This window comes from Kitasatospora sp. NPDC085464, from assembly GCF_044541955.1.
Taxonomy (GTDB): Bacteria; Actinomycetota; Actinomycetes; order Streptomycetales; family Streptomycetaceae; genus Kitasatospora.
Window position 1 is genome coordinate 14,087 of the sequence record NZ_JBITTM010000038.1, and the last position, 21,213, is coordinate 35,299.

Annotated in this window: 19 protein-coding genes; 5 read left to right on the top strand and 14 right to left on the bottom strand. The window is 72.2% G+C overall.

Going from position 1 to position 21,213, the window contains the following annotated elements; translation table 11 throughout:
• Nucleotides 1-29: 29 nt before the first annotated feature.
• Nucleotides 30-1,388 (bottom strand): aspartate aminotransferase family protein, encoded by a 1,359-nt coding sequence (locus tag ACIGG8_RS30020; RefSeq protein WP_396551886.1) that lies wholly within the window; start codon nucleotides 1,386-1,388, stop codon nucleotides 30-32.
• Between the two features lie 221 nt (nucleotides 1,389-1,609).
• A complete protein-coding gene (locus ACIGG8_RS30025) occupies nucleotides 1,610-3,085 on the bottom strand; it encodes a gamma-aminobutyraldehyde dehydrogenase (RefSeq protein WP_396551887.1) in 1,476 nt (491 codons plus the stop codon).
• Nucleotides 3,086-3,353: 268 nt separating this feature from the next.
• Here ACIGG8_RS30025 and ACIGG8_RS30030 point away from each other — a divergent pair, with 268 nt between their 5' ends.
• From ACIGG8_RS30030 to ACIGG8_RS30045, 4 genes are all read left to right on the top strand, one after another.
• On the top strand, nucleotides 3,354-3,827 hold the full coding sequence (locus ACIGG8_RS30030; RefSeq protein ID WP_030306695.1) for an Lrp/AsnC family transcriptional regulator: 474 nt from the start codon (nucleotides 3,354-3,356) through the stop codon (nucleotides 3,825-3,827).
• Nucleotides 3,824-5,218 (top strand): aspartate aminotransferase family protein, encoded by a 1,395-nt coding sequence (locus tag ACIGG8_RS30035; protein ID WP_350524569.1) that lies wholly within the window; start codon nucleotides 3,824-3,826, stop codon nucleotides 5,216-5,218. The genes ACIGG8_RS30030 and ACIGG8_RS30035 overlap by 4 nt, the downstream gene beginning before the upstream one ends.
• A gap of 319 nt (nucleotides 5,219-5,537) precedes the next feature.
• Nucleotides 5,538-6,293, top strand: a complete 756-nt coding sequence (locus tag ACIGG8_RS30040) for an ABC transporter ATP-binding protein (protein WP_350524570.1) — start codon at nucleotides 5,538-5,540, stop codon at nucleotides 6,291-6,293.
• A 27-nt stretch (nucleotides 6,294-6,320) separates the two neighbouring features.
• On the top strand, nucleotides 6,321-7,472 hold the full coding sequence (locus ACIGG8_RS30045) for a hypothetical protein (RefSeq protein WP_396551888.1): 1,152 nt from the start codon (nucleotides 6,321-6,323) through the stop codon (nucleotides 7,470-7,472).
• 73 nt (nucleotides 7,473-7,545) lie between these two features.
• On the opposite strand, the gene rlmN is transcribed toward ACIGG8_RS30045, so the two are convergent.
• From rlmN to rpsB, 6 genes are all read right to left on the bottom strand, one after another.
• Nucleotides 7,546-8,646, bottom strand: coding sequence for a 23S rRNA (adenine(2503)-C(2))-methyltransferase RlmN (gene rlmN / locus ACIGG8_RS30050; RefSeq protein ID WP_350524572.1), 1,101 nt, complete (start codon nucleotides 8,644-8,646; stop codon nucleotides 7,546-7,548).
• Between the two features lie 74 nt (nucleotides 8,647-8,720).
• Nucleotides 8,721-9,968, bottom strand: a complete 1,248-nt coding sequence (locus ACIGG8_RS30055; protein WP_396551926.1) for a phosphatidate cytidylyltransferase — start codon at nucleotides 9,966-9,968, stop codon at nucleotides 8,721-8,723.
• Between the two features lie 287 nt (nucleotides 9,969-10,255).
• Nucleotides 10,256-10,813: a ribosome recycling factor gene (frr, locus tag ACIGG8_RS30060; protein ID WP_350524573.1), complete on the bottom strand. Its 558-nt coding sequence runs from the start codon at nucleotides 10,811-10,813 to the stop codon at nucleotides 10,256-10,258.
• Nucleotides 10,814-10,911: 98 nt separating this feature from the next.
• Nucleotides 10,912-11,676, bottom strand: coding sequence for a UMP kinase (pyrH, locus tag ACIGG8_RS30065; protein ID WP_396551889.1), 765 nt, complete (start codon nucleotides 11,674-11,676; stop codon nucleotides 10,912-10,914).
• A gap of 257 nt (nucleotides 11,677-11,933) precedes the next feature.
• Nucleotides 11,934-12,773 carry a translation elongation factor Ts gene (gene tsf / locus ACIGG8_RS30070; RefSeq protein ID WP_350524575.1) on the bottom strand — a complete coding sequence of 280 codons (840 nt, stop codon included), beginning with the start codon at nucleotides 12,771-12,773 and terminating at the stop codon, nucleotides 11,934-11,936.
• A gap of 129 nt (nucleotides 12,774-12,902) precedes the next feature.
• Nucleotides 12,903-13,760: a 30S ribosomal protein S2 gene (gene rpsB, locus ACIGG8_RS30075; RefSeq protein ID WP_396551890.1), complete on the bottom strand. Its 858-nt coding sequence runs from the start codon at nucleotides 13,758-13,760 to the stop codon at nucleotides 12,903-12,905.
• A 1,006-nt stretch (nucleotides 13,761-14,766) separates the two neighbouring features.
• Here rpsB and ACIGG8_RS30080 point away from each other — a divergent pair.
• A complete protein-coding gene (locus ACIGG8_RS30080; protein ID WP_396551891.1) occupies nucleotides 14,767-15,138 on the top strand; it encodes a M23 family metallopeptidase in 372 nt (123 codons plus the stop codon).
• Here ACIGG8_RS30080 and ACIGG8_RS30085 read toward each other — a convergent pair.
• The 6 genes from ACIGG8_RS30085 to ACIGG8_RS30110 form a co-directional block, all read right to left on the bottom strand.
• Nucleotides 15,125-15,706, bottom strand: coding sequence for a TetR/AcrR family transcriptional regulator (locus ACIGG8_RS30085; protein WP_396551927.1), 582 nt, complete (start codon nucleotides 15,704-15,706; stop codon nucleotides 15,125-15,127). The two genes, ACIGG8_RS30080 and ACIGG8_RS30085, sit on opposite strands and share 14 nt — an antisense overlap.
• 254 nt (nucleotides 15,707-15,960) lie before the next feature.
• A complete protein-coding gene (gene whiG / locus ACIGG8_RS30090) occupies nucleotides 15,961-16,794 on the bottom strand; it encodes an RNA polymerase sigma factor WhiG (protein WP_396551928.1) in 834 nt (277 codons plus the stop codon).
• A gap of 438 nt (nucleotides 16,795-17,232) precedes the next feature.
• A complete protein-coding gene (dprA, locus tag ACIGG8_RS30095) occupies nucleotides 17,233-18,426 on the bottom strand; it encodes a DNA-processing protein DprA (protein ID WP_396551892.1) in 1,194 nt (397 codons plus the stop codon).
• On the bottom strand, nucleotides 18,423-20,132 hold the full coding sequence (locus tag ACIGG8_RS30100) for a YifB family Mg chelatase-like AAA ATPase (RefSeq protein ID WP_396551893.1): 1,710 nt from the start codon (nucleotides 20,130-20,132) through the stop codon (nucleotides 18,423-18,425). The genes dprA and ACIGG8_RS30100 overlap by 4 nt, the downstream gene beginning before the upstream one ends.
• Before the next feature lies 1 nt (nucleotide 20,133).
• Complete coding sequence (locus ACIGG8_RS30105; protein WP_396551894.1) at nucleotides 20,134-20,709, bottom strand: YraN family protein; 576 nt, start codon at nucleotides 20,707-20,709, stop codon at nucleotides 20,134-20,136.
• Nucleotides 20,710-20,877: 168 nt separating this feature from the next.
• Nucleotides 20,878-21,204: a DUF2469 domain-containing protein gene (locus ACIGG8_RS30110; RefSeq protein ID WP_030056781.1), complete on the bottom strand. Its 327-nt coding sequence runs from the start codon at nucleotides 21,202-21,204 to the stop codon at nucleotides 20,878-20,880.
• Nucleotides 21,205-21,213 lie beyond the last annotated feature (9 nt).

Below are 21,213 nucleotides of genomic sequence, written 5' to 3' on the forward strand. Positions count from 1 at the left end.
CGGGTGCCGGGGCCGTCCTGGTAGGAACGTCAGACAGTGTGCGCGTCGGTGAGCGACAGCACCTCGTCCAGCACCGCGAGGCCGGTCTTGGCCTCCTCCTCGGTGACGGTGCACGGCGGGACGACGTGGAAGCGGTTCATGTTGACGAACGGCCAGAGCCAGCGCTGCTTGCAGGCGGCGGCCAGCTCGGCCATCGGCGCGTTCGCGGCGCCCGCGGCGTTGTAGGGCACCAGCGGCTCGCGGGTCTCCCGGTCCTTCACGAGGTCGAGCGCCCAGAACACGCCGAGGCCGCGGACCTCGCCGATCGACGGGTGCCGCTCGGCCAGCTCGCGCAGACCGGGGCCGAGCACGTTCTCGCCGATGTGCCTGGCGTTCTCGACGATGCCCTCCTCCGCCATCGTGTTGATGGTCGCCACCGCGGAGGCGCAGGCCAGCGGGTGGCCGGAGTAGGTGAGCCCGCCCGGGAACGCCCGCTCGGCGAAGGTGGCCGCGATCTCGGCGCTGATCGCCACGCCGCCGAGCGGCACGTAGCCGGAGTTGACGCCCTTGGCGAAGGTGAGCAGGTCCGGGGTGACGCCCCAGTGGTCGGCGGCGAACCACTCGCCGGTGCGGCCGAAGCCCGCCATCACCTCGTCGAGGATGAACACGATGCCGTGGCGGTCGCAGATCTCCCGCACCCCGGCCAGGTACCCCGGCGGCGGGACGAGGATGCCCGCGGTGCCGACCACGGTCTCCAGGATGACCGCCGCGACGGTGCCCGGACCCTCGAACGCGATCACCTCCTCCAGGTGCCGCAGCGCGCGCTCGCACTCCTGCGCCTCGTTCTCGGCGTGGAAGTTGGAGCGGTAGGCGTACGGGCCCCAGAAGTGCACCACGCCGGAGACGCCGGTCTCGTTGGCCCAGCGCCGCGGATCGCCGGTGAGGGCGATCGCGTTGGCGGTGGCGCCGTGGTACGAGCGGTAGGTGGAGAGCACCTTCTGCCGGCCGGTGTGCAGCCGGGCCAGCCGGATCGCGTTCTCGTTGGCCTCGGCGCCGCCGTTGGTGAAGAAGACCTTGTCCAGGTCGCCCGGGGTGCGCTCGGCGATCAGCCGGGCGGCCTCGCTGCGCGACTCGACCGCGAAGCCGGGCGCGATGGTGCAGAGCTTCGCCGCCTGCTCCTGGATCGCGGCGACCACCTTCGGGTGCTGGTGGCCGATGTTGGTGTTCACCAGCTGGGAGGAGAAGTCGAGGTAGCGGTTGCCGTCGTAGTCCCAGAAGTACGAGCCCTCGGCGCCGGCCACCGCGAGGGGGTCGATCAGCGCCTGGGCGGACCACGAGTGGAAGACGTGCGCGCGGTCGGCGGCCTTGACGGCCTGGCCGGCGGCTGAGTCAGCGGTGGGGATGCTCATGCCGGTAAGGCTAGGGCCGACCACCGGCGAAGTGCAGTTCCATCTTGTCAGCCGGTCGCGCGATCGGTCGACAGGGTGCAAAGACACAGGGCCCGGGACGGAAAGCCCCGGGCCCGTTGTCATTTCGACCGATGATCGCTACATCAGATCGCGGTCATACTGCGCCCGTCGGTCACGACCCGCTAGATCGCGGTCATACTGCGCCCGTCGGTCACGACCCGCTAGATCGCGGTCATGACGTGCTTCACGCGGGTGTAGTCCTCGAAGCCGTAGGACGACAGGTCCTTGCCGTAGCCGGACTTCTTGAAACCGCCGTGCGGCATCTCGGCGACCAGCGGGATGTGGGTGTTGATCCAGACGCAGCCGAAGTCCAGGCGGCGCGACATCCGCATGGCGCGGGCGTGGTCCTTGGTCCACACCGAGGAGGCCAGCGCGTACTCGACGCCGTTGGCGTACTCGACGGCCTGGTCCTCGTCGGTGAACTTCTGCACGGTGATGACCGGGCCGAAGACCTCGTTCTGGACGATCTCGTCGTCCTGGTTCAGGCCGGAGACGACGGTCGGGGCGTAGAAGTAGCCCTTGTCGCCGACCCGGTGGCCACCGGCCTCGACCTTGGCGTGGGCGGGCAGCCGCTCGATGAAGCCGGTGACCTGCTGCAGCTGGTTGGCGTTGTTCAGCGGGCCGTACAGCACGTCCTCGTCGTCCACGCCACCGGTCTTGGTCTCGGCTGCGGCCTTGGCCAGCGCCTCGACGAAGGCGTCGTGGATCGACTCGTGCACCAGCACGCGGGTGGCGGCGGTGCAGTCCTGGCCGGCGTTGAAGTAGCCCGCCACGGAGATGCCCTCGACGGCCTCGGCGATGTCGGCGTCCTCGAAGACCACGACCGGGGCCTTGCCGCCCAGCTCCAGGTGGACGCGCTTGACGTCCTTGGAGGCCGACTCGGCGACCTGGATGCCGGCCCGGACGGAGCCGGTGATGGAGGCCATCGCCGGGGTCTTGTGCTCGACCATGAGCTTGCCGGTCTCGCGGTCGCCGCAGATAACGTTGAAGACGCCGGCCGGCAGGTCCAGCTCCTTGAGGATGCCGCCGATGATCTCGGCCAGCAGCACGGTGGAGGCCGGGGTGGTGTCCGAGGGCTTCAGGACGACGGCGTTGCCCGCGGCGAGGGCCGGGGCGAACTTCCAGACGGCCATCATCATCGGGTAGTTCCACGGCGCGACCTGGGCGCAGACGCCGACCGGCTCGCGGCGGACGATCGAGGTCATCCCGTCCATGTACTCACCGGCGGCCTTGCCCTCCAGCAGGCGGGCGGCACCGGCGAAGAAGCGGATCTGGTCCACCATCGGGCCGATCTCCTCGGAGAGGGTCAGCGCGCGGGGCTTGCCGGTGTTGCGCACCTCGGCGTCGACGATCTCGTCGGCCCGGGCCTCGACGGCGTCGGCGATCTTGAGCAGCAGCTTCTGCCGGGTGCTCGGGGTGGCATCGCGCCAGATCGGGAACGCGGCGGCGGCGGAGGCCATGGCGGCGTCCACGTCCGCGGCGCCGGACAGCGGCGACGTCGCGTACACCTCGCCGGTGGTCGGGTCCACGATGTCGAGCGTGCGGCCGTCAGCCGCGTCGACGAACTCACCGTTGATGTAGTTGCGCAGCGTGCGAAGGTCGCTCACGGATCTCTCCTCGGTCTGGGCCTGCGGCATTGCAGATTCCGGCGCCATGGTACGTCGGCGGATCCGACGTACGAAGGGTGCCGAGTGGCCGCGCCCGAACGGGCGCGGTCCACTGGTGGCGGTACGCGCGGCACCTCGCAGGGCCGCGCGCGTACCGTGCCAGGGTAGCCGCACGACTGCCGTTATCGACAGGTGGAGTGCGTGGACGCGATGAAATCCGTATGCGTTTTCCAAGATCACGACGAAATCAGCAGTTTCCACGCTTGCGAACGCAGGCTCGATCGGGCACAGTGGCCGCGTGGCCAACCGCGACCGGAACGCCAGCGTTCCCCTCGACGCCGCCTCCAAGGCGATCATCGAGCAGCTCCAGGAGGACGGGCGCCGCCCGTACGCCGCCATCGGCAAGGCCGTCGGCCTGTCCGAGGCGGCCGTACGGCAGCGCGTCCAGAAGCTGCTCGACCAGGGCGTGATGCAGATCGTCGCCGTCACGGACCCGCTCACCGTCGGCTTCACCCGCCAGGCGATGGTCGGGATCCGGGTCGAGGGTGACATCGAGCCCGTCGCCGACGCACTGGCCGCCCTCGACGAGGTCGACTACGTGGTCTGCACCGCAGGCTCGTTCGACCTCCTGGCCGAACTGGTCTGCGAGGACGACGAGCACCTGCTCGAAATGATCAACAAGCGCATCCGCGCGCTTCCCGGCGTGCGGAGCACCGAGAGCTTCGTTTACCTGAAGCTCCGGAAACAGACCTACACCTGGGGCACCCGATGACAGCCGACCCGGCGCAGAAGGACCTTTCCAAGACCGCCTACGACCACCTGTGGATGCACTTCACCCGCATGTCGTCGTACGAGAACTCCCCCGTGCCGACGATCGTCAAGGGCGAGGGCACCTACATCTGGGACGACAAGGGCCGGAAGTACATCGACGGCCTGGCCGGCCTGTTCGTCGTGCAGGCCGGTCACGGCCGCACCGAGCTCGCCGAGGTCGCCGCCAAGCAGGCCAAGGAACTCGCGTTCTTCCCGATCTGGAGCTACGCGCACCCCAAGGCCGTCGAGCTGGCCGAGCGCCTGGCCAACTACGCCCCGGGCGACCTGAACAAGGTCTTCTTCTCCACCGGCGGCGGCGAGGCCGTCGAGACCGCCTGGAAGCTCGCCAAGCAGTACTTCAAGCTGATCGGCAAGCCGACCAAGTACAAGGTCATCTCCCGCGCCATCGCCTACCACGGCACCCCGCAGGGCGCGCTGTCGATCACCGGCCTGCCGGGCCTGAAGGCCCCGTTCGAGCCGCTGGTGCCGGGCACCCACAAGGCCCCGAACACCAACATCTACCGCGCCCCGCAGTACCTGGAGGGCCCCGACGGCACCGTCGACCCCGAGGCGTACGGCCGCTGGTGCGCCGACCAGGTCGAGGAGGCCATCCTCTTCGAGGGCCCCGAGACCGTCGCCGCCGTCTTCGTCGAGCCGGTGCAGAACGCCGGTGGCTGCTTCCCGCCGCCGCCCGGCTACTTCCAGCGCCTGCGCGAGATCTGCGACCGCCACGACGTGCTGCTGGTCTCGGACGAGGTCATCTGCGCCTTCGGCCGCCTCGGCACCATGTTCGGCGCCGACAAGTTCGGCTACGTGCCGGACATGATCACCTGCGCCAAGGGCATGACCTCGGGCTACTCCCCGATCGGCGCCACGATCATCTCGGACCGCATCGCCGAGCCGTTCTACAAGGGTGACAACACCTTCCTGCACGGCTACACCTTCGCCGGCCACCCGGTCTCCTCGGCCGTGGCGCTCGCCAACCTCGACATCTTCGAGCGCGAGGGCCTCAACCAGCACGTGCTCGACAACGAGTCGCGCTTCCTGGGCACCCTGAGCAAGCTGCGCGATCTGCCGATCGTCGGCGACGTCCGCGGCAACGGCTACTTCTACGGCATCGAGCTCGTGAAGGACAAGGTCACCAAGGAGACCTTCAACGACGAGGAGACCGAGCGCGTGCTCTACGGCTTCCTCTCGAAGGCCCTCTTCGACAACGGCCTGTACTGCCGCGCCGACGACCGTGGCGACCCGGTCGTCCAGCTGGCCCCGCCGCTGATCTCCGACCAGTCGACCTTCGACGAGATCGAGCAGATCCTGCGGACCAGCCTCACCGACGCGTGGGCGAAGCTCTGATCCCCTGAGCCCTCTTCCCCACCCTCCGCCGAAGGGCGGTCCCGCTCCCCGCGGGGCCGCCCTTCGGCGTTCCGCGCTCCTGGGGTTCCGCGCTCGTGGGCGTTCCGCGCTCCTGGGCTTCGCGCTCACGGGCGTGCCGCACCCTCCGCGTTCCGCAATCTTCGGCGTTCCGCAACCGGAACATCACAGTCGCACGACCAAACATGCCTGAATGCGGGTGATTTGCCCGTGATGGACCAGTGCGCCGCAACCGCGGCCCGCCCCTGTCGTTCTAATCTGACGACTGTCATATCCCTGCGGCCACCCAGGATGGAACCTGATGTCAGCGGCACCGCCTGACAACGACGTGCTGTGGGCCCGAGGGATCGTCAAGTCCCATCACGGCACCCCCGCCCTGCGCGGTATCTCGATCGGCGTCCGCGAGGGCGAGGTGCTCGCCGTCACCGGCCCGCGCGGCTCCGGGAAGAGCACCCTGCTGGGCTGCCTCTCCGCCCAACTCCCGGTCGACGAGGGCGAGGTCTGGTTCAACAGCGCCCCCGTGCACACCCTCGCCCGGTCCGGCCGCGAACGGCTGCGCCGCGACCGCTTCGGCTTCGTCGGCTCCGAACCGCACCTGGTCCCCGAGCTGACCGCCCGGGAGAACGTCGCCCTGCCACTGCTGCTCGCCGGGGCCGGCAACAAGGCCGCCTACACCGCCGCCGACGAGTGGCTGGAACGCCTCGACGTCGGCGACTTCGCCGGGCATCGCCCCGAGCGGCTGGTCCAGAGCCAGCGCCAGCGGGTCGCCGTCGCCCGCGCCCTGGCCCCGCTGCCGCCCGTGGTCTTCGCCGACGACCCCACCGCCCCGCTGCACCGCGAGGCCGCCGACCAGGTCATGCGGATACTGACCAGCGCGTCCCGCTCGCACCAGCTCACCCTCGTCCTCGCCACCCACGACCCCGAGCTCGTCCGGTTCGCGGACCGCTCCGTCGCCCTCGTCGACGGACGGCTCACCGCCCCCGCCACCCCCGTCCCGCGCGGCGCCGCCGCGTCCGGTGCCTCCGGAGCGACCGCCGTCACGGCAACCCGCCACTGACGACGCCGAGCCGCTGAAAGAGTCGACGTGTTCTATCTCCGTCTGGCCCGGGGCTACCGGGTGCCCGACCTGGGCCGCTGGCTGCTCACCGCGCTGGCCGCCGCCGTGGTCGCCGCCTTCCTGCTGCGCTCCCTCGGCCGGGCGATGAGCGCCCCGCTCGGCGGCGCCGACCCGCTGGTCCGGCTGCTCTGGTGCCTGCCCCCGCTGGCCGCCGTCGCCTGGTTCGCGGCCGTCGCCGCCCGCGCCGTGCCCGCCCGGCGCCCCGAGCGGATCGCCGGCCTCACCGCCGCCGGGGCCGGCTCCCGCCGGATCCGGACCCTGATCGCCGGCGAGGTCGCCCTCGCCTGCACCCTCGGCAGCGTGCTCACCCTGCTGGTCTTCCTGGTGCTGCGCAACGACATCGCCGGGCCCTCGCTCGCCCCCGACCTCGGCATGGGCGTGCCGCTGCCGGCCGCCGCGCCGGTCACCCTGCTCGCCCTGGTCCCGCTCACCGCCGGCATCGCCGCCGCCTGCGCGGTGCCCGTCACCGAGAACCTGCCCGGCGGACGCACCCGCCGCCGCACCGGGTTCGGCGCCTGGCGGATCGCCCTGCCGATCGGGCTGGTCGTGATCGGCGCCGCGCTCGAACTCATCGCCCTGCGCCCCGGCGCCGCCGCCGACGGCCGCCCGGTCCACCTGCCCGCCGGACTCGGCAGCACCAGCACCGCCGCACTCGGCGGCTGGGCGGCGAGCGCGCTCGGCCTCGCCCTGCTCACCGGACCGCTGCTGGCCTGGGCCGGACGGCTGCTGGCCGTCGGCCGGCCCACCCCGCTACGGCTGCTCGCCGGACGCGGGCTCACCGCCCAGGCCCCGCGCCTCGGCGCGCCGCTGGCCGTCCTCACCCTCACCATCGCGCTGGTGCTCACCACCGTCCGCTACTGGATCGGCACCCCCGACAGCGCCGACGCACTGCCCGCCGTCGAGGCCTGCCTGGTGCTCGGCTGCGCGGCCGCCGCAGTGGTCGCCCGGCTGGCCGAGGTCCGCACCGACCGCCGCGACGTCACCGAAGCGCTGATGCGCCTCGGCACCTCGCCCCGGCTGCTGTTCGGCGCGGTCGCGCTGCGCACCCTGGCGGCCGGCACCACGCTGCTGCTGACCGGCGGCGCGACCGCCGCCCTGGCGGCCGCCGGACTGCGGTAGGGCCCGCCCTCGAACCGCCGCCGCGCGGGCGGGGGGTTCGGGGACGGGCCCTTGAGCGGTCGGTCCTGCCGGACTAGCCGGCCGCCGCGAGCTGGCCGCAGGCGCCGTCGATCTCCTGGCCGCGGGTGTCGCGGACGGTCGTCGGCACGCCGTGCGACTGCAGCCGCCGGACGAACTCGCGCTCGTCCTCGGGCCGGGAGGCGGTCCACTTGGAGCCCGGGGTCGGGTTCAGCGGGATCAGGTTGACGTGCACCCGGTGGTTCTTGATCAGCCGGCCGAGCAGGTCGGCCCGCCAGGCCTGGTCGTTGATGTCCTTGATCAGCGCGTACTCGATGGAGATCCGGCGGCCGGACTTCTCCGCGTAGTTCCAGGCCGCGTCCAGCACCTCGGCAACCTTCCACCGGGTGTTCACCGGCACCAGCTCGTCGCGCAGCTCGTCGTCCGGGGCGTGCAGCGACAGCGCCAGGCGGCAGCTGAGGCCCTCGTCGGCGAAGCGGTGCATCGCCGGAACGAGCCCGACTGTGGAGACGGTGATGCCGCGCTGGGACAGGCCGAAGCCGTCCGGCGCCGGGTCGGTCAGCCGGCGGATCGCGGCCAGCACCCGGTTGTAGTTGGCCAGCGGCTCGCCCATGCCCATGAAGACGACGTTGGACAGCCGCGCCTCGCCGCCCGGGATCTCGCCGGTCTTCAGCGAGCGCATCCCGGCGGCGATCTGCTCGACGATCTCGGCGGTGGAGAGGTTGCGGGTCAGCCCGGCCTGGCCGGTGGCGCAGAACGGGCAGTTCATGCCGCAGCCGGCCTGGGAGCTGATGCACATGGTGACCCGGTCCGGGTAGCGCATCAGCACGGACTCCACCAGCGTGCCGTCGAACAGCTTCCACAGCGTCTTGCGGGTCGCGTCGTCGTCGCACGAGACGTGCCGCACCACCGACATCAGCTCGGGCAGCAGGCTCCCGGTGAGCTTCTCCCGGCTGGCGGCGGGGATGTCCGTCCAGCCCGCCGGGTCGTTCGACATCCGGCCGAAGTAGTGGTTGGACAGCTGCTTCGCGCGGAACGGCTGCTCGCCCAGCTCGGCGACGGCCTCCTTGCGCTCGGCGGGGCTCAGGTCGGCGAGGTGTCGCGGGGGCTTGGCGCCGCGCGGCGCGACAAAGGTGAGTTCTCCGGGCTTAGGCATGGTTCATCCAGTGTCGCAGACGCGCGAGGGCCCCGGACGCCGGGCGTCCGGGGCCCTCGCGGGCACTGCGCGGATCAGGTGCCGACGAAGGCCGCCAGGAGCAGCCAGACCACCGGCGCGGTCGGCAGGAGCGAGTCCAGCCGGTCCATGATGCCGCCGTGGCCGGGCAGCAGCGTGCCCATGTCCTTGATCCCGAGGTCGCGCTTGATCATCGACTCGCCCAGGTCTCCCAGGGTCGCGGTGACCGCCGCGCAGCCGCCCAGGATCAGGCCCTGCCACCAGCTGCCGCCGTCGATGATCAGCTGCATCAGCAGCGCGCCGGCCAGCATCGACAGGCCGATGCCGCCGGCCAGGCCCTCGCGGGTCTTGCCGGGGCTGATCGTCGGGGCCAGCTTGGTCCGGCCGAACTTGTAGCCGACGGCGTAGGCGCCGGTGTCGCTGCAGATCGTGACGATCAGGAAGAGCACGATCCGCTGGGGGCCGTCGTCGGCCGCCAGCATCATCGCCACGAAGGTGGCCAGGAACGGCACGTAGAAGGCGGTGAACACCCCTGCCGTTATGTCCCGCAGGTAGTTCTCGGGCGGCTCGGCCATCCGCCAGACCATCACCGCCAGCCCGGTCAGTGCGAGCGAGGCCGCGGCCCACTGGATCCCGGACCAGTAGCCGGTGGCGACCATGGCGATGCCGCCCACGACCAGCGGGATCAGCGGCGCCTTGATCTCCTTGCGCTCGGCGAGCCGACTGGTCAGCTCCCAGACGCCGACCGCGACGGCGGCCATCACGACGACCAGGAACAGCGCCTTCACCACGAACAGCGAGGCGACGATCACCGCGCCGAGGCCGACCCCGACGCCTATGGCGGCCTGGAGGTTACGGCCTCCGCGCTGCTTGCGCGGCTGCGGCTGCGGGTCGGGCTGGGCGGCCACGGGTGTCTCCTGCCCTGGGTGGGACGACGGCACGAAGTGGGGCTGCCCGGCCGCCGGGTGGCTGGGCGGCGGCGCGGGATGCACCGGAGCCCCCGGGTACGGCGGGGTGCCGCGGCCGGGGGCTGGGGCGGCGTCGTCGGATATCGCGCGCAGCACGACCGTCTCCGTCACGCCGGACGGCGGGGTCCCGGGCTGCTCGTCCCGGAAGAGCGGGCCGCTCAGCCGGCCGGCCTCCCGGGCCGGGCCCTCGGCGGGGTCGGCCGGACCACCGGCGTCGGGCCGCCCCGCAGCCGGACCGTGGCCGGCCGGACCGCGACCGGGCGGGCTGTGGCCGGGCGGACCGCCGAGGCCGGGCACGCCCGGGAGCGGGCCGGGGTCGGCCGGTACGGGAGGCATGACCTGAGTCTCCTCCGCGTCACCGCCCCAGTACACCGGAGGCTGCTGCGAGTGATCCGAACGGAGGCCCTGGTCCGCCGGGACGGCACCCGGCCCGCCCGGGGACATGCCGTGGCCGCCCGGGTGGTCGGGGTGGTGTCCCCGGACCGGCGCCGAGGGCTGCTCGCCGTACCCCGGCGCCGGGTGGGCCGGGGTACGGGGTGCCTGCGGCTGCGGCGCCGGGCGGTAGGGCTGGAACTGCTGGTCGGACGGGCCCCAGTAGCCGGGGGCGTCAGGGGCGTCGTTCATCAGACCTCAAGCAGCTCGGATTCCTTGTGCTTCAGCAGCTCGTCGATCTGGGCCACGTACCGGGCCGTGGTGTCGTCGAGCTCCTTCTCGGAACGGCGGCCGTCGTCCTCGCCGACCTCGCCGTCCTTGACCAGCTTGTCGATGGCGTCCTTGGCCTTGCGGCGCACCGAACGGATCGAGACCTTGGCGTCCTCGCCCTTGGTGCGGGCGATCTTGATGAACTCCCGGCGGCGCTCCTCGGTGAGCTCCGGCAGCACCACGCGGATGATCGAACCGTCGTTGGACGGGTTGACACCCAGGTCGGAGTCGCGGATCGCCTGCTCGATGGCCTTCAGCGCGGTCTTGTCGAAGGGCGAGACGACCGCCATCCGCGGCTCCGGCACCGAGAACGAGGCCAGCTGGTTGATCGGCGTCTTGGCGCCGTAGTACTCGGCGACGATCTTGGCGAACATCGCCGGGTGCGCACGGCCGGTGCGGATGGCCGCGAAGTCGTCCTTCGCGTGGGCGACGGCCTTCTCCATCTTCTCCTCGGCTTCGAGGAGGGTCTCTTCGATCACTGTGGTCTCCCTGTCCGGTTCATCTGCGGTTGTTCCGACCGGTGTCGGAGCGGCGGCCGGTCGCGGCTCCCGCACCGTCCCGTACGGCTGGTTGCTGCTCAGGCCCGGACAGAATCCTGGCTGATGAGTGTGCCGATCTTCTCACTCTTCACCGCACGCGCGATATTGCCCTCCGCCAGCAGTTCGAAGACCAGCATCGGGAGGTTGTTGTCCTTGCACAGCGTGATCGCGGTGAGGTCGGCGACCTTGAGGTCGCGCGCGATGACCTCGGAGTACTCCAGCGCGTCGAACTTGACCGCGTCCGGGTTGGTCCGCGGGTCGGAGTCGTAGACGCCGTCCACGCCGTTCTTGCCCATCAGCAGGACGTCGGCGTGGATCTCCAGCGCGCGCTGGACGGCCGTGGTGTCGGTGGAGAAGTAGGGCATGCCCATACCCGCGCCGAAGATCACCACGCGACCCTTCTCCAGGTGCCGGACGGCGCGCAGCGGCAGGTACGGCTCGGCGACCTGGCCCATGGTGATGGCGGTCTGGACCCGGGTCTCGATGCCCTCCTTGACCAGGAAGTCCTGCAGCGCCAGGCAGTTCATGACGGTGCCGAGCATGCCCATGTAGTCGGACCGGGCCCGGTCCATGCCGCGGACCTGCAGCTCGGCGCCCCGGAAGAAGTTGCCGCCGCCGATGACCACCGCGACTTCGGTACCGGCGCGGACGACCGTGGCGATCTCCCGGGCGATCGCGTGCACGACGTCCGGGTCGACGCCGAGCCCGCCACCACCGGCGAAGGCCTCACCGGACAGCTTGAGCAGCACCCGGCGGCTCGTGCCGGCCTTGGGGTCCTGCGCGGTCTCCTGCGTCTGCTGCATGGACTTCTCCTTTTTGCACCTACTGGTCACAGGCGCGGGTGTGCGGATGCCCCGCCTGCGCGTACACGCGAGGAGGCCACTGCCGCGGGAACCGGTTCGGTGTCCTGCACGGCAATGGCCTCCTCGTCGTTCATGGTGCCGACGCGAGCCCGCCCGTGGGCGGATGGCGCTGGGTGAGCCCGTTCGGCGTCCCGCCCTGGTCAGCGGGCGGGGGCGGTTCCCAGCCTAAGGGGGCCGGGAACCCGGTGGAACGTGGCTCAGGCGCCGACGCGGAAGCGGGCGAAGCGCTTGAGGGCGACGCCGTTCTCCTCAAGGACCTTGGCGACGGTCTTCTTGTTGTCCTTCGCGAAGGCCTGCTCCAGGACGGAGTTCTCCTTGACGAAGCCGGTGACGCGACCCTCGACGATCTTCGGCAGGGCGGCCTCCGGCTTGCCCTCCTCGCGGGCGGTGGCCTCGGCGACGCGGCGCTCGTTGTCGAGCTCCTCGGCCGGGATCTCCTCGCGGGACAGGTACTTCGGCGCGAAGGCGGCGATGTGCTGCGCGACGTCCTTGGCGACCTCGGCGTTCTCCTTGTCCAGCTCGACCAGGACGCCGACGGCCGGCGGCAGGTCGGGGCTGGTCTTGTGCAGGTAGACCGCGACGAAGCCGTCACCGTCGAACTGGGCGAAGCGACGGAAGACGATCTTCTCGCCCAGGGTCGCGTTGGCCTCGTCCACGAACTGCTGGACGGTCTTGCCGGCCTCGATCTCGGAGGCCAGGGCGGCGTCCAGGTCGGCCGGGGCGGTCTTGGCGACGTGGGCGGCGATCGCGTCGGCGACCTTGACGAAGTTGTCACCCTTGGCGACGAAGTCGGTCTCGCAGTTGAGCTCGACCAGGACGCCGGACTTCTTGTCCTCGGCGATCAGCGCGGCGACGGCGCCGTTGGAGGCGTCACGGCCCTCGCGCTTGGCAACGCCCTTCTGGCCCTTGATGCGAAGGAGCTCGACGGCCTTCTCGACGTTGCCCTCGGCCTCGTCCAGGGCCTTCTTGCAGTCCATCATGCCGGCGCCGGTGAGCTCACGGAGCTTCTTGACGTCCGCGGCGGTGAAGTTCGCCATGGTGTGAATCTCTTCTCGCGTCTCGCGTGTCTGCGTGGAGTGGCGCCGGGACCGATGGTTCGGCCCCGGCGCGGGAGAGAGGGGCACCTGCCGGCGTCGTACCGGCGGGTGCCCCTCACCCTTGGTACGTCAGGCCTGCTCGGCCGGAGCCTCGGCGGCCGGAGCCTCGGCGGCCGGGGCCTCGGCGGCGGCGGGGGCCTCCTCGGCCTTCTTCTCGCCCTCGATGAGGTCCTTCTCCCAGTCGGCCAGCGGCTGGTCGGCGCCCGGCTCGGCCTTGGCGTCGCCCTTGGCGACACCGGCGCGGGACTTCAGGCCCTCGGCCACGGCGTCGGCGATCACGCGGGTCAGCAGGGTGACGGAGCGGATGGCGTCGTCGTTGCCCGGGATCTTGTAGTCGACCTCGTCCGGGTCACAGTTGGTGTCGAGGATGGCGACGACCGGGATGTTGAGCTTCCGGGCCTCGCCGACCGCGATGTGCTCCTTCTTGGTGTCCACGATCCAGACGGCGCTGGGAACGCGCTGCATGTCGCGGATACCGCCGAGGGTCTTCTCCAGCTTGTCGTGCTCGCGCTGGAGGACCAGGAGCTCCTTCTTGGTGAGGCCGGAACCGGCCACGTCCGAGAAGTCCAGCTCGCCGAGCTCCTTCAGGCGCTGCAGGCGCTTGTAGACGGTCGAGAAGTTGGTCAGCATGCCGCCGAGCCAGCGCTGGTTCACGTAGGGCATGCCCACGCGGGTGGCCTGCTCGGCGATGGCCTCCTGGGCCTGCTTCTTCGTGCCGACGAAGAGGACGCTGCCGCCGTGGGCAACGGTCTCCTTGATGAACTCGAAGGCGCGGTCGATGTAGTTCAGCGACTGCAGGAGGTCGATGATGTAGATGCCGTTGCGCTCGGTGATGATGAAGCGCTTCATCTTCGGGTTCCAGCGGCGGGTCTGGTGACCGAAGTGGACGCCGCTCTCCAGCAGCTCCCGCATCGTGACGACGGCCATTGCCGTGCTCCTCAGGTGTTACGGCCCGGCGGCGGCAGCTGGTCTCAGCGATCACCCGCAGCCGGGTCAGTCTCGGTTTGTCCGTGGCGGCCAGGTGACAGCCACGCCTGACGCCCCGAACGTGCCGAGCCGCTCCGACCCGCTCGGCCGGAGACCGATCGGGCTCGGCGGACCGAGCGGCACTCGCACCTGGCGGGGCTGCGGAAGAACCGCGTCCGACCGCCGGTGGCGGGGCGTGCGAAGTCGACCCGGCGGACCGGGTCGCGTGTGAAGTGTACGGGAAGCGCCGAGCGGCGGGCGACTTCACGAGCGGCCGGAGGCCCGCCGAGCACCTGGGAAGAGCCTGGGAGCGGCTGGACCGGACGGTATCGGCGGTGGCGGTGACGACGGTGCTGTGGCGGTGGCGGCGGGGGTCGCAGCAGTGGCGGCGGCGGTGCCGGCAGCGGTGGTGGCAGTTGCTGAGTCGGCGGCGCGGGGACGGGTTTGCCCGCCGGTCGACCGCCTGCCCGCGGCCCGTCGCGGATATGCCGCTTGTACACCGGATGGCGGCGTTCGTACACCCGTTTGGGGGACGTCGGTCGGTCGCGGGAGCGTTTTGTCCACAGGAATCCGGATTCGGGTGGCGCCGGGGCGGCCGGGCGACGAGCCTTCGCGCATGACTGCTCGTAGGTGGTGCGTCGGGGTTCGGCGGCTGGTCGCCGTGGGGGTGGTGCTGGGGGTGGTGGGCGTGCTCGGGACGCCGACGGCTGGGGCGGTGGGGAGGGCGAGGACGGCAGGAGCGGGGCGGGCGGCAGGAGCGGGACGGGCGATGGGGGCGGTGGGGGCGGGGCCCGCGGCGGGGCTCTCGGTCGGGGGCTCCGGGGGCGGCTCGGTCGGGGGCTCCGGAGGTGACTCGGCTGGCGGCTCCGGTCCGCGCGGGACGCGGGCGTGGCCGCTGGGCGGGCCCGGGGCGCTCCTGGGGCGCTTCGATCCGCCCGCGAAACCCTGGGCCGCCGGACACCGCGGGGTGGACCTCGCCGCCGAGAACGGGGCGGAGGTACGGGCGGCGGCGGGCGGGGTGGTCACGTTCTCCGGACTGGTGGCGGGCCGTCCCGTGGTCACGGTCACCCACCCGGGCTCGGGCACTCCCCCGCTCCGGACCACCTACCTGCCGGTCACCGGCGTCCTCCCGACCGGCACCGCGGTGGCCGCCGGAGAGGTGATCGGTCGGCTCGCCCCGGACGGGCGGCACTGTGCCGCGCGTGCGTGCCTGCACTGGGGACTGCTGCGCGGTGGCCGCTACCTGGACCCGCTGGCCCTGTTCGGTGCGGGCGCGGCACGGCTGCTGCCGCTGCGCCCGGGGCCGCCGCAGGACGAACGGCCGGTCACGCCCGGCTGAGGCCGTGCAGCGCGAGGGCGACGGCGGTGTCCGCGATCTCCTCGGGGCTCTCGGTCAGGCAACCGGTGCGTGCGGTGGCCGCCTGCTCGGCTCGGCGGACGGCCGACTCCACGACCCCCTGCAGCAGCGCCGCAGCGAGCCGGGGCCGCTCGTGGCCCAGATCCTCCAGCGCGCGGACGACCAGGCCGGCCAGCCGTCCGTGGGCCGCCCGGATCCGCTCGCGCGCGGCCTCGTCGAGCTCCAGCGCCGAGATCGCCACGACCGCCCGGTGACGCGGGTCGGCCGCCAGCGCCAGCTGGCCCCGGACGTACGCCTCGATCCGCTCGGCGGCGGTGTCGCAGCTCTCCATCCCGGCCTCGATCTCGGCCGCCCAGAGCGGGAAGTCCACCTCGCAGAGCGCCTCGACCACGGCGGCCCGGGAGCGGAAGTACTCGTAGACCGAGGAGCGCGCCAGCCCGGTGCGTGCGGCGAGCGCGGGGAAGGTCAGGGCCTCCTTGCCGCCCTCGGTGAGCAGGGTGCGGGCAGCGTCGAGGAGGGCTGCCCGCTGCAGCTGGCGATGCTCGGCCACCGTGGCCGCTCGGATCTTCGGCACGCTCCCACTGTACGGAGCCCTACGCGCGGCCGATAAGGCGCCGCGCATGAGAGGCCGGCGCGGGCGCCGCCCCGCAGTCCCGACCCGGGCAGCCGCAGGCAACCCCGGCAGTCCTGGTAAGCCGGGCAGTCCCGGCAGGTCCGGCAGTCCCGGCGGCCGTGCCAGTCCCGGGCAGGTCCGGCGGCCGCGGCGGCCGCACTGCCGAGTGGACGCGCGACCGGATCCGCGCGCTAGCGGACGTCCGAGAGCTTGGCGCGCAGCTGGAGGACGGACTTGGTGTGGATCTGGCTCACCCGACTCTCCGTCACCCCCAGCACCTGCCCGATCTCGGCGAGGGTGAGACCTTCGTAGTAGTAGAGCGTCACCACGGTCTTCTCCCGCTCGGGCAGGGTGTTGACGGCCTGGGCCAGCAACCTGCGCAGCTCGCGGTCCTCGGCCACCTCGACCGGGTTGTCCGCGCCGTGGTCCTCCAGGGTGTCCACCAGGCTCAGCCGGTCGCCGCCCTCCCCCACCGGGTGGAGCAGCTCGTCCAGCGCCACCACGTTGGCGAGCGACAACTGGCTGAAGATGGCGTGCAGGTCCTCGATCGCGATGCCCATCTCGGCCGCGACCTCCGGGTCGTGCGGCGTCCGGCGCAGCCGGGCCTCCAGCGTCGCGTACGTCCGCTCGACCGCCTTCGCCTTCTGCCGCACCGAGCGCGGGATCCAGTCCAGGGCGCGCAGCTCGTCGATGATCGCGCCACGGATCCGGCTGATCGCGTAGGTCTCGAACTTGATGGCGCGGTCGATGTCGAACTTCTCGATCGCGTCGATCAGCCCGAAGACCCCGGAGGAGACGAAGTCCGCCTGCTCGACGTTGGAGGGCAGACCGACCCCGACCCGCCCCGCCACGTACTTGACGAGCGGTGAGTAGTGCAGGATCAGCTGCTCACGCAGCCGCTGGTCGCCGGTCTCCTTGTAGGAGCGCCAGAGTTCTTCGAGTGCGCTGCGGCCCCGGACCGCGACGTCCCTGCCGGCTTGCCCGGCCTGCCCGGTGTCTCCGGGCGGGTCGGCGGGAGTGCCCACCGGCACGTCGGCGGCACGGACCGCCTCGGCCCCCTGGGTCGCCTCCGCGGGCTGGCCTGGCACCACCGTCGGCCGGCCGCCCTGCCGCGACAGGCCTCCCATCGTCCCCGCCGACTTGGACGGGAACTCGGTCGAGGGGCGCCGCTCGGTCCGCGGCCCTCCCGAGGACCGAGCGCCACCGGTCACTCTGTGTCCGGGAATGTGTGTGGGCATGCGTTGGTCTGCGCCGTTCTGCCGAGTCATGTGCTGATAGGGAAGGCATGTGGAGCGTAGCGTGACCAACTCACTGCAAAGCGCTACCGCCACTCGGTCGTCCCCCGATCCGGTGGCGTTCACTCACCGGATCCGGGCACACGAGCGGAAGAACCGGATCAGCAGGTCAGCCGGGCGGTTCGGACACGCCCTCCCCCGGCGCACGGGTGTTCTCCGCTCCGGCGGTCACCTCCTCCGCACCATGCGCCAGTGCGCGCCGTGTCGCTCGACGTAGCCGAGCGAGCCCAACTCGTAGAGCCGCTGGAGCACTTCGTCCGGCAGGAGCCCGGACTGGCGAGCCAGCCGCTCCACCGGCGCGCCCTCCGCCGTCGCCGGCACGGCCTCCAGGACCCTGGCCACCGCTGGCTCCAGCAGGTCGCGCGGCAGCACCGGTCCGCTGCGCTGCGGGGCCAGGTCGTCCCCGATCGCCCCGATCAGCTCGGTGATCTCGGCAGCGTCGGTGACCAGGGTGGCGCCGCCGCTGCGGATCAGGGCGTGCACACCGGCCGAGAGCTCCGAGGTCACCGGGCCGGCGACGCCCATGGTGTGGCGGTTGAGGTCGCGCGCGCGTCTCGCCGTGCTCAGGGCTCCGCTGCGGACCGCCGCCTCCACCACCACGGTGCCCCGGGTGAGTGCCGCGATGACCCGGTTGCGGAGGACGAAGCGGAAGCGCGTCGGGTGCTCCCCGGGCGGGAGTTCACTGACCAGCAGGCCCTGGACACCGATCCGTCGGATCAGTTCGGCGTTCCCCTTGGGATAGGCCACGTCGACTCCGCAGGCGAGCACCGCGACGGTCATCCCGCCGACGGCGAGTGCGCCGCGGTGCGCGGCCGCGTCGATCCCGTAGGCGGCGCCGGACACCACCACCCAACCGCGCTCGGCGAGTTGGGCCGACAGCTCTCCGGCGACATGGGCGCCGTAGGCCGTGCAGGCGCGGGAGCCCACCATCGCGACCGAGCGGAGCGCGAGCAGCCGCAGCGAGCCGGTGCCCGTCGTCCAGAGGCCGATCGGACGTCCGTCCCCCAGGTCGTCGAGTTGGCTGGGCCATTCCGTGTCCCCCGGAATGATGAACCGTCCACCGACGCGCCGTACCCGTTTCAGGTCCGTCTCCGGGTCCGGCCCCGGGAGCCTCGCCTGGTACCCGGTCAGCCGGGTGGAGTCGAGCCCGGGATGGTCGGGCACCGTCCCGTCCCGGATCGCCCGGACCACCTCGACGGCGGGGAGCTGTCCAAGCCAGCGGCCGATCACCGCGTCGCCCGGTTCGCTGAGCCGGCTGAGCACGACGCGGGCGAGGCGCTCGGGTTCGGACGCCGTCGCGGCGACGGCCGGGTCGGCCTCGACCCCGGTCGTGCCGTGGGGGTGCTGCACCGGCTGGTTCATGCCTCGTCCTCCGCGTTCCCGGTCCGCTCGCTGCCCCGCCCCGGCGGTCCGTCCTCCGGCGGACCGCCGCGCTGGGCCGGGATGCCCCCGAGGCGGCCGAAGATCCGTTCGGTCAGTGGCAGCCCGTGCTCGACCCCCGTGCGCAGGACCAGGGCGGTGCGCACGTCCCGCTGGTCCGGCCGGTCGCGGCCGGCGAGGTCGGCGACCGTCCAGGCGACCCGGAGCACCCGGTCCAGACCCCGGGCGGTCAGCATGCCCCGCTCCAGCTGGCGCGCGACGTCGTTGAGCGCGCCGGGCGCGAGCTGCCAGCGCGTGCGCAGCTCGTGGCCCGGCACCTCCGCGTTCGTCCGCCACGGCGTCTCCGCCAGCCGGGCGGCCGCACGCTCCCGGGCGGCCAGCACCCGGGCGGCGACGGTCTCGGTGTTCTCCGCCGAGGCGTCCCGCTCCATGAGTTCGGCCCTCGTCACCGGAGCGACCTGGACCTGGAGGTCGACCCGGTCCAGCAACGGCCCGGAGAGCCGCCCCTGGTAGCGGCTGACCATCGTGGGGGTGCACTCGCAGCCCTCGCCCCGCCGTGAGTGCCGGCCACACGGGCAGGGATTGGCGGCCAGACAGAGGAGGAAGCGGGCCGGGAGCCGGAGCGACCCGGCCGATCGGGCGATCACCATCTGCCCCGACTCCAGCGGCTGCCGCAGCGCGTCGAGCACCCGGACCGGGAACTCCGGCGCCTCGTCCAGGAACAGCACGCCCCGGTGGGCCAGTGAGACGGCTCCCGGCCTCGGCAGCCCGCTGCCGCCGCCGACGATCGCGGGCATCGTGGTGGAGTGGTGCGGGGCGCAGTAGGGCGCGGTGTCGATCAGCGGGCGCCCGACCGGGAGCAGGCCCGCCACCGAGTGCACGGCGGTGACCTCCAGGGCCTCCTTCTGGGTCAGCGGCGGGAGCAGCGCAGGCAGCCGCTCCGCCAGCATGGTCTTGCCCGCGCCCGGCGGCCCCTTCAGGTAGAGGTGGTGTCCTCCGGCGGCGGCGATCTCCAGGGCTCGCCGTGCCTCGTACTGACCGGCCACGTCGGCCATGTCGAGGCGGGCCGCCCTGTCGTCGGGCAGGCCCCGCACGCCGGCGCTGGGCAGCATCAGCCCGGCCATCAACGGATCCGGTCGGCCGCTGATCGGATCGGGCGGCTCCTCCGGTGCCGTCGCCCCGGTGAGGATCGCGACCAGCTGGCGCAGGCTGCGGACACCGATCACCGTCACGCCGGGGACGAGCGAGGCCTCGGGCGCGGTCTGCTCGGCGACCACGACCCGTTCGTATCCGGCGTCGGCCGCGGCCAGCACCGAGGGCAGCACCCCGCGGACCGGCCGCACCCGGCCGTCCAGCCCCAGTTCGCCGATGACCAGCAGTTCGGCGATGGACGACGGGTCGAGCCGCTCGGCGGCTGCCAGCACGGCACAGGCCACCGCGAGGTCGAAGCCGCTGCCGCTCTTGGGCACCGAGGCGGGGCTGAGGCCGACCGTCAGCTTGCGCTGCGGCCAGGCCTCGCCGCTGTTCACCACCGCAGCGCGGACCCGGTCGCGGGCCTCGGTGAGCGCCTTGTCGGGCAGGCCGACCAGGGTGAACGCGGCCACCCCGGGCTCCAGATCGGCCTGGACCTCGACGATCACCCCGTCGACGCCGACCAGCGCGACGGAGCAGGTACGGGCGAAGGCCATCTCAGACCACCCCCCGCAGGTGGTCGACCAGGGCCGCACCCCGCGCCCGGTTGACCACGGCGACCAGGTCGATCCGCACCCCGCCCGGCGGGGCGGGCGGCCAGTGCGGATCCGTCGGCGCCACGTCGTCGTCGGCCCCGGCCAGCCGGGCGAAGTGGCCGGGCCAGCGCTCGGCCATCCAGCGCTCGGCCAGGCGCTGCAGCCGTGCTGCCTTGGCCCGGTCGATGGCCTCGGTGGGCTGCTGGAACCCCCGCTCGGAGCGGGTCTTCACCTCGCAGACCGCCACGGTGTCGCCGTCGAGGGCGACGATGTCCAGCTCGCCCTCGACGCAGCGCCAGTTGCGGTCGAGGATGCGGAGCCCGGACTCCGCCAGGCGGCGGGCGGCGACCCGCTCCCCGTAGCGGCCGAGCCCGGTCCGGGTGCTGCGGTCCGACGCTCCCTGCGGCTTCTTCCCGGCTCCGGCCGGGGCCGGTGCGGCCGTGTCCGGTTCGGCCGGACCCGGAACAGCCGCGTCCGGTACGGCCTCCAGCGCGGCCGTGTCCGGTACGGCCTGGTCCTGCGTGACGGTGTGCTGCATGGTGACCACCTCCGCCGAGGAGGCTGCACCACTGCGCACCACGAGGCCCGGAAATCACGTTTCCCTGTGGATAACTCGGGCCTGTGGACAACTTCTGTCACCCGCAGGGGTGAGAAGCCCCGTCCCCGCGAAATTCGGCTGGACAACGCGGGGCGGAGTCGTTCAACGTCAGTTCCCGAAGCCGGACTCGTCCGAGGGCAGCTCCAGATCGCTCTTCGCGAGTTCCTCGATGTTCACGTCCTTGAAGGTCAGCACCCGGACCTTGCGGACGAACCGGGCCGGCCGGTACATGTCCCAGACCCACGCATCCGCCATCGACACCTCGAAGAACACCTCGCCCTGGACCGAGTGCACCTGCAGCTCGTAGTCGTTGGTGAGGTAGAACCGTCGCTCGGTCTCGATCACGTACTTGAACAGGCCGACGACGTCCCGGTACTCCCGGTAGAGCTTGAGCTCCATCTCGGTCTCGTACTTTTCGAGATCTTCGGCACTCATCCAGGCGTC